The 8,791-nt window shown below is 68.3% G+C and carries 7 protein-coding genes; 5 read left to right on the top strand and 2 right to left on the bottom strand.

Features of this window, described 5'->3' with window-relative positions; all coding sequences use genetic code 11:
* Window positions 1-260: 260 nt before the first annotated feature.
* The 3 genes from istA to ACWD0F_RS30065 all read left to right on the top strand — a co-directional run bounded on the left by istA (window position 261) and on the right by ACWD0F_RS30065 (window position 4,381).
* The gene (gene istA, locus ACWD0F_RS30075) at window positions 261-1,739 is read left to right on the top strand and encodes an IS21 family transposase (protein WP_449881151.1); all 1,479 of its coding nucleotides are present in this window, start codon (window positions 261-263) and stop codon (window positions 1,737-1,739) included.
* Complete coding sequence (gene istB, locus ACWD0F_RS30070; protein ID WP_449881149.1) at window positions 1,736-2,515, top strand: IS21-like element helper ATPase IstB; 780 nt, start codon at window positions 1,736-1,738, stop codon at window positions 2,513-2,515. Before istA ends, istB begins: the two co-directional genes overlap by 4 nt.
* 528 nt (window positions 2,516-3,043) lie before the next feature.
* On the top strand, window positions 3,044-4,381 hold the full coding sequence (locus ACWD0F_RS30065; RefSeq protein ID WP_449881147.1) for a helix-turn-helix domain-containing protein: 1,338 nt from the start codon (window positions 3,044-3,046) through the stop codon (window positions 4,379-4,381).
* Window positions 4,382-4,445: 64 nt separating this feature from the next.
* On the opposite strand, the gene ACWD0F_RS30060 is transcribed toward ACWD0F_RS30065, so the two are convergent.
* Together ACWD0F_RS30060 and ACWD0F_RS30055 are read right to left on the bottom strand one after the other, a co-directional pair.
* Window positions 4,446-5,591: an RNA polymerase sigma factor gene (locus tag ACWD0F_RS30060; protein ID WP_449881165.1), complete on the bottom strand. Its 1,146-nt coding sequence runs from the start codon at window positions 5,589-5,591 to the stop codon at window positions 4,446-4,448.
* 6 nt (window positions 5,592-5,597) lie between these two features.
* Window positions 5,598-6,005 carry a YciI family protein gene (locus ACWD0F_RS30055; protein ID WP_449881163.1) on the bottom strand — a complete coding sequence of 136 codons (408 nt, stop codon included), beginning with the start codon at window positions 6,003-6,005 and terminating at the stop codon, window positions 5,598-5,600.
* A gap of 224 nt (window positions 6,006-6,229) precedes the next feature.
* Between ACWD0F_RS30055 and ACWD0F_RS30050 the strand changes: the two genes are divergently transcribed.
* Both ACWD0F_RS30050 and ACWD0F_RS30045 read left to right on the top strand, forming a co-directional pair.
* On the top strand, window positions 6,230-7,222 hold the full coding sequence (locus tag ACWD0F_RS30050) for a magnesium and cobalt transport protein CorA (protein ID WP_449881145.1): 993 nt from the start codon (window positions 6,230-6,232) through the stop codon (window positions 7,220-7,222).
* Between the two features lie 389 nt (window positions 7,223-7,611).
* Window positions 7,612-8,739, top strand: a complete 1,128-nt coding sequence (locus ACWD0F_RS30045) for a methyltransferase domain-containing protein (RefSeq protein ID WP_449881143.1) — start codon at window positions 7,612-7,614, stop codon at window positions 8,737-8,739.
* Window positions 8,740-8,791: the final 52 nt, after the last annotated feature.

The raw sequence follows: 8,791 nt of genomic DNA, 5'->3' as shown, positions 1-8,791 counted from the left end.
CTTTACGAAGCGGCCGCCCTCATGCGCGGTCAGTTGCGGAACCGCGACCGTGATCACGCGCTGTCACGGCATCACGATCTTTGTGCCAGAGCCGTAAAAGTCCCCACAGGTGGCCAGTTCGAGGTCACCACTGATGGCCGGGTTAGGTCCCCATTTCTCCTTCGTGCTGTTCGCGTGTCGTGAGGAGGGGTGTGCCCTGAGCGGTGATCGTGACGGTGTCAGCCAGTCACGAGATCACCGCTCAGGGGGTCTGCCCGGCCATGAAGTCTTCGGGGGAAGTCATGGACATCATCGCCGCCTACCGCGAGGTAGGCACCTATCGCGGGGCCGCCGAGATGTGCGGCACCACGCACAAGACCGTCAGACGCATCATCGAGCGGGCGCTGGCCGGGGACAAGCCGCCGGGCCGCAGACGACGGGAGCACAACTTCGATGCGGTCGCCGATCTGGTGGCCGAGAAGGTCAGAAGCACGGCAGGGAAGATTTCCGCCAAACGGCTGCTGCCGCTGGCCCAGGCCGCTGGGTATGCCGGGTCGGCGCGTAACTTCCGGCGTCTGGTCGCCGAGGCGAAGAAGACGTGGCGGCGCGGTCATCATCGCGGGCGGCGGCCGGCGGTCTGGACGCCGGGCGAGATGCTGGTCATCGACTGGGGCGATGCGGGCGGCGGGCTTCATGTGTTCTGCGCGGTGCTGGCCTGGTCAAGGGTGCGGTTCGTCCGCTTCGCCGACAACGAGCGGGCCGCCACCACGCTGGCCTTGCTGGCCGAATGCTTCGAGGAACTCGGTGGGGTGCCCAAGATGGTGCTGGCCGATCGGATGGGCTGTCTGAAGGGCGGCGTGGTCGCCAACAAGGTCATCCCCACCAGCGACTACGTGCGCTTCGCCACCCACTACGCGTTCCGGCCCGACTGGTGCGAGGCGGCTGACCCGGAATCGAAGGGCATCGTGGAGAACCTGGTCGGCTACGCCAAACGTGATCTGGTCGTGCCGCAGGCGCCGTTCGACGACCTGATCGCCGCCAACGTGGCCGCCCGCCAGTGGTGCGCCGAGGTCAACACGGTGACGCATTCGGAGATCTGCGCCATCCCGGCCGAACGGCTGGCCGGCGAGCGCGGGCTGCTGACCGCGCTGCCATCGCTGCGGCCGGCGATCGGCAAGCCTGCGGTCACCCGCAAGGTCGACCGGCTCTCCTGCGTGCGATTCGGCTCGGCCCGCTACTCGGTGCCCACCCGGCTGATCGGCACCCGGGTAGCGGTGAGCGAGGAAAGCGGCAAGCTACTCATCTGCGACCTGGCCACCGGCGAGATCGTCGCCGACCACCTGGCGGTCGCGCCCGGCGAGGCATCGGTGGCCGATGAGCACTACGGCGGCCCCCGGCCCGCGCCCCGCCGCGCCGCCCGGCCCCGCACCAGCGCGGAGAAGACGTTCCTGGCGCTCGGCCCTGCGGCCGAATCGTTCCTGACCGGCTCGGCCGCCTCCGGCAACACCCGACTGGCCGGCGACCTGACCGAGCTGGCCGGCCTGCAGGCCGCGCACGGTGAGCAGGCGCTGATCGCGGCGCTGGAGCGGGCGGTGAGCTTTCGCCGCTGGCGGGCCGAGGACGTGCGCTCGATCCTGGCCGCCGGCACCGGAACGCCACAGCCGACGCTCGCCGGCGAAGCGCTGGTCCTGGAACTGCCGCCGGTCCCGACCCGATCGCTGACCGAATACACCATGGACAAGATCGGACAGGTGTCATGACCGCGCCCGCACCTGCCCCGCTGCCCGCCGACCTGGATGGCGGCTTGCGCCGGCTGAAGCTGTCCACGATCCGCCGACTGGCGCCCGAGTTGCTGGTCACCGCCCGCACGCAGCGCTGGAATCCTGAGGAGTTCCTGCGCACGCTCATCGACGCCGAATTGGCGGCGCGTGATGCTTCCAACGCCCGCGCCCGGATGAAGGCCGCCGCCTTCCCGATGCTCAAAACGGTGGAGGAGTTCGACGTCGCGGCCTCCTCCATCCCGAAGGCGACGTTCGACTACCTCGCCTCGCTGGAGTGGATCCGGGCGGCGGAGAACTACTGCGCGGTCGGCCCGGCCGGCACCGGCAAGTCCCACAGCCTCATCGCGCTCGGCGTCGCCGCCATCCAGGCCGGGCACAAGGTCCGCTACTTCACCGCCGCCGAACTGGTCGAAACCCTCTATCGCGGGCTGGCCGACAACTCCGTCGGCCGGGTCATCGAGAACCTGCTCCGCGCCGACCTGGTCATCATCGACGAGGTCGGATTCGCCCCGCTCGACGACACCGGCGCCCAGTTGCTGTTTCGGTTCGTCGCCGCCGCATATGAGCGGCGCGCGCTCGGCATCGGCTCGCACTGGCCCTTCGACCAATGGGGACGCTTCCTGCCCGAACACACCACCGCCGTCAGCCTGCTGGACCGACTCCTGCACCACAGCATCGTCGTGGTCACCGAAGGCGAATCCTTCCGGATGAAACAGGCACGAACCAGGACACCAGCACGCCTGATCAAGAAGTAGTCAACTACGAAGAGGTGGGGACATCTACATGGCCACCAGCGGCGACACGCACTTGGCCGTTGACATAGGGCGTCAGTCCGCCCGAGCACATCTCGGGCGTGACGTCATGGCATAGGCGCGCCGTCCACCACCACACGCCTCCCGTGAGATCTCTGACGCGCTCGACATACCATAAGGGATAGGTGTTGCGAAGCACCGATAGTTGCCGTTCCGTCCAGTCCCGCACGAGCATCGCCTGAGCGACAATTCTGCCCAGCTCTTGGTCGGCCGGTATTAGCGCATATGCGTTCGTATCATTCAGTACCATATCGGCTATCACCCCGTGAGCCCATTCGTGTCGGTTGAATTACGGTCGATATCGGGAATCACTTCGCGGCCTCCCTGAACAGGGGTCAAGCATCGTCCAGCGGTTTCGCGGATCCGCGGACCGCGCAATGTCATAGTGAAAGAGTCCGGGGACGACATCCAAGAGGCCGGTTGGTGGATCCCGACTTTCCACCAACCCCACCGACGAGGAGACAGATCGCGATGCCCCGCCGCCCTGACGCCGTCGATCCGGCAGCGTCGCCCTGGCACTTGCTGGGCGCTGATCTGCGGTACTGGCGCGATGAGATCTGCGACCTCAACCAACGCGACGCGGCGGCGCGGGCGCTGTGCGACCATGGCGACCTGTCCAAGTGGGAACGCGGTCTCGCGCGTATGCAACCGGACGTGATCGCACGCTTGGATGAGGTGTACGGAGCCAATGGTCGGCTTACGGCGCTCCATGCCGCCATGACCGAGTTGGACTCTTACCGCAAGGGTAATGTTGTTAGTCCAGATCCCTCATCTCGTGACGAGGATGACGATATGGAACGGCGTGCTGTCATGCAGATCTTCGCCGCTCTCGGCGCGGGTGCTGCTATATCGCCTGATACTTGGGATTCTCTGTTTTCCGGCGTTGAACGCACTATTGCCGGGCGCAGCGGCCTCGGCGTGGACGACTGGGCGGAGATCGCCTGGGAGCATGATTTCGCCTACTACACCAACCCGCCCGGCACGGTGTTCCGAACCATCGCCGCGGACTTCGCCGAAGTCTCCACCCTCCTCAAGCGCACGTCCACGGCCACGGCCCGCTCCGGCCTGCTGAGAGTCAGCGCACAACTCGCGGTCCTCATGGGCATGGAGCTGTCCGACATCGGCGATCACGGGTCGTCGCTGCGATCCTGGCGGCTGGCCCGCCGCGCCGCCGACGCCACCGGTGACCGCGAACTGCGGGTGTGGGTGCGAGGCTGGGAAGCCGAGTACGGGTATTGGGTGGGGCGGCCGGCGCCGGTGGTGGCCCGGCTGGCGAACGAGGCCATCGAGATCGCCGGCGGCGTGCCGAGCCGGAGCCTCGCCGAGGCGCACATGGTGAAGGCGTTCCTCCTGGCCTCGCAGGGCGACGTGCAGAGAACGCATGCGGTGCTCGGCGACTTGCGGAGGACGTTCGACGGGCTTCCGGACGCGGTCGACAGTGACGAGACGTCACCCCTGTGGTCGTTCCGTACGTGGGCGCAGTCGTGGGCGCTCGCCTACCCGTACGCGCTGATCGGCGAGACGCGGCAGGCGTTCGAGGCGGCCGAGCACGCCCGGGCACTGTGCCCGCCCGCCTTCCACGGCAACATGGCGAACCTGTCGCTTGTGCACGCCCTCACGCAAACCCGGGACCGCGACGTCGACCACGGTCTTCAGCAAGCCGTCACGACGGCTCAGGCGTGGCCGGTCAGCACGATCCGGACGCGCATCATCGGCCAGCTGCTCGACGGCCTGCCGGAGAGCGGCCGCGAACTGGAGTCCGCCCAGGAGCTGCGCACCCTGACGGCAGGGCCTGCCGGCGACGCCTAGCGGCGGCGATCCACAAGAGCAGTTGACGGGTCCATCGAAGCAGCAGGCGGTGAATACCCGCCGCTCAACCGCGCAACCGCGCGTTGAGCCGGGCGGCCTGGCGCGTGAGGTGGTCGCGTTCGGGGAGGCTGGGCGCCGATCGGGCGGCTTCGGCGTAGAGCCGTGCTGCCGTCACCGGGTCGCCGTCGCGTTCACGCAGGTACGCCGCGACGGCGGTGTGGCGGGGCAGGGCGGGGTCGAGTGCCGCCAGGGCGGCCAGGCCGGCCCGAGGGCCGTCGGCCTCGCCGACCGCGACGGCCCGGTTGAGACGGGCCACCGGGCTGTCGGTGAGGCGCACCAGTTCGTCGTACCACTCGACGATCTGCACCCAGTCGGTCTCCTCGGCCGTCTGGGCGTCGGCGTGCAGCGCGGCGATGGCCGCCTGGGCCTGGAACTCGCCCAGGCGGTCGCGGGCGAGGGCCGCCTGGAGCACGTCGACGCCCTCGGCGATCAGGCGGGTGTTCCACAGGCCGCGGTCCTGCTCGGCGAGAGGCACGAGCCTGCCGTCGGGGCCGGTACGTGCCGGGCGCCGGGCGTGGTGGAGCAGCATGAGTGCGAGCAGGCCCGCGGCCTCCTCATGGGCGGTCTTGGCCGCTATCTGGCGCGTGAGCCGGATCGCCTCACCGGCCAGGTCCACGTCGCCGGAGTAGCCCTCGTTGAAGACCAGGTAGAGCACGCGCAGCACCGTGGCGACGTCACCGGGCTGGTCGAACCGGACACCCGAGACGGTCCGCTTGGCCCGGCTGATCCGCTGGGCCATGGTCGCTTCCGGCACGAGGTATGCCTGCGCGATCTGCCGCGTGGTCAGGCCGCCGACCGCGCGCAGCGTGAGCGCGACGGCCGACGCCGGTGTCAGGGACGGGTGGGCGCACAGGAAGTACAGATGGAGCGTGTCGTCCACCGCCTCTGCCTGGCCGGGCACGGGCTCGCCCTCGACGCGTACCTCGCGGTGCCGCCGTGAGGTGTCGGCGCGGGCGGCGTCGAGGAACTTGCGCCAGGCCACGGTGACCAGCCAGCCCTGCGGGTCGCGCGGCGGGTCGTCGGACCACCCGCGTACGGCCTCGATCAGGGCGTCCTGCACGGCGTCCTCGGCCGCCGCGAAGTCGGCTCCGCGGCGGACGAGGATGCTGATCACGGTGGGGGTGAGGGTCCGCAGCAGGGCCTCGTCCACCATGCGTCACTCCGTGATGGTGTGGGACGCGGTCAGGAACGGGCGCACCTCAAGCCACTCGTGGATCGGCTTCCCGCCCGCACCCGGAGCCGCGGACAACTCGCCGGCCAGCTCCAGCGCCCGCTCGTAGGTCTCGACGTCGATCACCATCCAGCCGGCGATCAGGTCCTTGGTCTCCGCGAACGGGCCGTCGGTGACCGGCGGCCGCCCCTCGCCGTCGTAGCGGACGAACGTGCCCTCCGGGGAGAGCGCCTGACCGTCGACATACTCGCCGGTGCCCTCAAGCCGGTCGGCGAAGTCCTGCATGTACTGCAGATGGGCCGAGACCTCCTCCGGCGTCCACTGGTCCATCGGCACGTCATTGACCGCTGCCGGCGCGCCTCGGTAGTGCTTGAGCAGCAGGTACTTGGCCATCATGTTCTCCTTGGTGCGGTACGGCCCATTGTGGCCGCGTTCACTCCAGGGACGGAGCCGCGGGCGGGTTCTCGACATCCCACCGCGACATTTCCTGGCGAACTTCGAAGACACACTGACACGACCAACCAGCCGCCGCGAGCGCAGCTCAGGTCCTGACTGTTGCGAGCGCGGCCATCCGTACGCAGATGGGCGACTTGTTCGGATACGCGAGAATGCCCGATGTGATTGTGAACAAGGCGATCTACTGCAACGGCGTGCGTGAGACCATCGGCGGCGACATCAGCGACGCCTTCAACGCAGCCCGGGCCACAGGCGACTGTTTCCTATGGATCGGCCTGCATGAGCCCACGCAGGAGGAGTTCGATCTGATCACCAGCGAGGTGAAGCTGCATCCGCTGGCGGTGGAGGACGCCATCCACGCCCACCAGCGGCCCAAGCTCGAACGCTACGACGACACCCTGTTCATGGTGCTCAAGCCGCTGCTGTACGCCGACGAGACCTCCGACATCGAGGTCGGCGAGATCAACCTGTTCCTGGGCGTCGACTTCATCATCACCGTCCGTCATGGCCAGGCCAACCCGCTGAGCGGGGTACGTCAGCGGGTCGAATCCGATCCCGACCTGCTGGCGGCCGGGCCGGCCGGGGTGCTGTACGCGATCTGCGACCAGGTCGTCGACACCTACTCTCAGGTCTCCCACGAGGTCGAACACGATCTCATCGCGCTTGAGCGCCGTGTGTTCAGCGGCGAGCACGCTGATGTCACCGCCGACATCTACTCCCTCAAGCGCGAGGTCCTGGAGTTCCGGGCCGCCCAGGACCCGCTGGTACCGGTCCTGGAGGAGATCGTCAAAGGCCGGGTGACGTTGTGCGACGGCACCCGTGATCAATTCCGTGACGTCCTGGACCACCTGCTGCGCGTGGACGCCCAGGTCGACGAGCACAACGAACTGCTCACCAGCGCCTTGAGCGCCCACTTGGCCCTGGTGGGTCGCGAGCAGAGCACGGTGGCCATGCAACAGAACGCCGACATGCGCAAGATCTCGTCATGGGCGGCCCTCATCGCCGTCCCCACCATGATCGCCGGAATCTACGGCATGAACTTCGACCACATGCCCGAACTGCACTGGCTGCTCGGCTATCCCTTAAGTCTGAGCGTCATGGTCATCGCCGTGATCATCGTCCACCGGTTGCTGCGGAAGAGCGGATGGTTGTGAGGACGCCCAGGTTCTGCCACCGCAGGCCCTCCCCGAGCAAGCTCGTTCTTGCCACGATCATCGCCTGGATCGTTCTGCTGACCATCATCATCCTGCTCGATCCCCATGGCTCCGGCCCGGTCCCATGAGTCCGCACCCCCGCCTCAATCGCCGCGGTTGCCTGCGGAGCGAGGGCAGGTAAGGCTTTCCACCCCTTGCTTGCTCGCGAATCGTAGCTCTACGGTCACGATAAGCGATCATCTGAGATGGGGGGGCGGAATGGGCGGCAAGCACGAGGGAGAGGAGCCCCGATTGGTGCCCTTCGTACCCCCTGAGGAGAAGAACACGACTGATGGTGACGGCAGCCGCGGCACGCGAGGCAACGGGAACGAGGACGGGAAGAAGGGCAAGTGAGCCCTGAGCTCGACGCCCGCATCGACCACTTGATCGACGTGATCAGGGTGGACCGTCCGGTCAGCGCCACCATTGCCGACGCGCTCCGGGCCGCGCCCCGGCACGTCTTCGTGCCCTCGGTGGCGGTGGCTGATACCGATGAAGGGTTCCGCCTGATCGACCAGGACGCCGATCCGCAAACGTGGTGGCGGACGGTCTACGGGCCGGCCGCCATCGTGACGCAGCTCGACCGTGGCGCTACCGACCTACGCGAGATCAACGGCCGCTGCACCTCGTCCAATTCCGCCCCAGGGACCGTGGTCGACCTGCTCACCTGGCTCGACCCTGAGCCGAAGCACCGGGTGCTGGAAATCGGCACGGGCACCGGCTGGACCGCCGGGCTGCTGGCTCACCTGGTCGGCGAAGGCGGGAGCGTGATCTCGATCGAGGTGGACGAGGCGGTCGCCGAACAGGCCGCGAAGAATCTGGCCGCCGCCGGCGCACAGCCGCGCCTGGTCGTCGGCGACGGTGCCCTCGGCTCACCCGAAGGAGCGCCGTATGACCGGGTTCATGTCACCTGCGGCGTCCACACGGTGCCGTACGCGTGGGTGGAGCAGTGCCGGCCCGGCGCGGTGATCGTCGCGCCGTTCTTCACCGGCTTCGACTTCGACCTCTCCGTGCGGCTCGTGGTCATGCCGGGCGGCACCGCGGTGGGGCGGTTTCCCGGCACGGCGTCGTACATGATGATGCGCGCGCAGGAGGGAAGTTCTCTCGTTGCCGACGACGGCAGCGGCCGCCGGGCCCACACCCAGGTGGACCCGCGCACCATCGCCTACGCGCCGGCGGGTGCCGGCCTGGCCATGTCGGCTCTCACGGGTCTGCGCCTGCGCGTCGACAACGGCGACCGGTTCGTGCTTTACGTGACGGATCCCGGCGACCGGGGCCGCTGGACTGCCGCCGTGCATCAGCCGGACGGCGAGCACCTGACGTACCAGCTCGGCGACCGCGACCTGTGGGGCGAGATCACCGGCGCTTACTTCCAGTGGGTGTCGTGGGGGCAGCCTGGCCCGGACCGCTTCGGGATGACCGTCGGTGCCGGAGAACAGCGCATCTGGCTGGACATCCCAGGCCGGCCGCTCGGGTAGACCGTCCAGGAGAGCGACGTACGGCCTCCGAACGTCACTTGCCGCTATCGAA

It is taken from the genome of Nonomuraea sp. NPDC002799 (assembly GCF_053592075.1).
This window is presented reverse-complemented; position numbering and strand designations above follow the sequence as displayed.

What these genes read in the sequence shown, in the direction of transcription:
- ACWD0F_RS30065 (WP_449881147.1), top strand. Translation starts at nt 3,044, where the DNA reads ATGCCCCGCCGCCCTGACGCCGTCGATCCGGCAGCGTCGCCCTGGCAC.
- istA (WP_449881151.1), top strand. Translation starts at nt 261, where the DNA reads ATGAAGTCTTCGGGGGAAGTCATGGACATCATCGCCGCCTACCGCGAG.
- ACWD0F_RS30055 (WP_449881163.1), bottom strand. Translation starts at nt 6,005, where the DNA reads ATGGCCAAGTACCTGCTGCTCAAGCACTACCGAGGCGCGCCGGCAGCG.
- istB (WP_449881149.1), top strand. Translation starts at nt 1,736, where the DNA reads ATGACCGCGCCCGCACCTGCCCCGCTGCCCGCCGACCTGGATGGCGGC.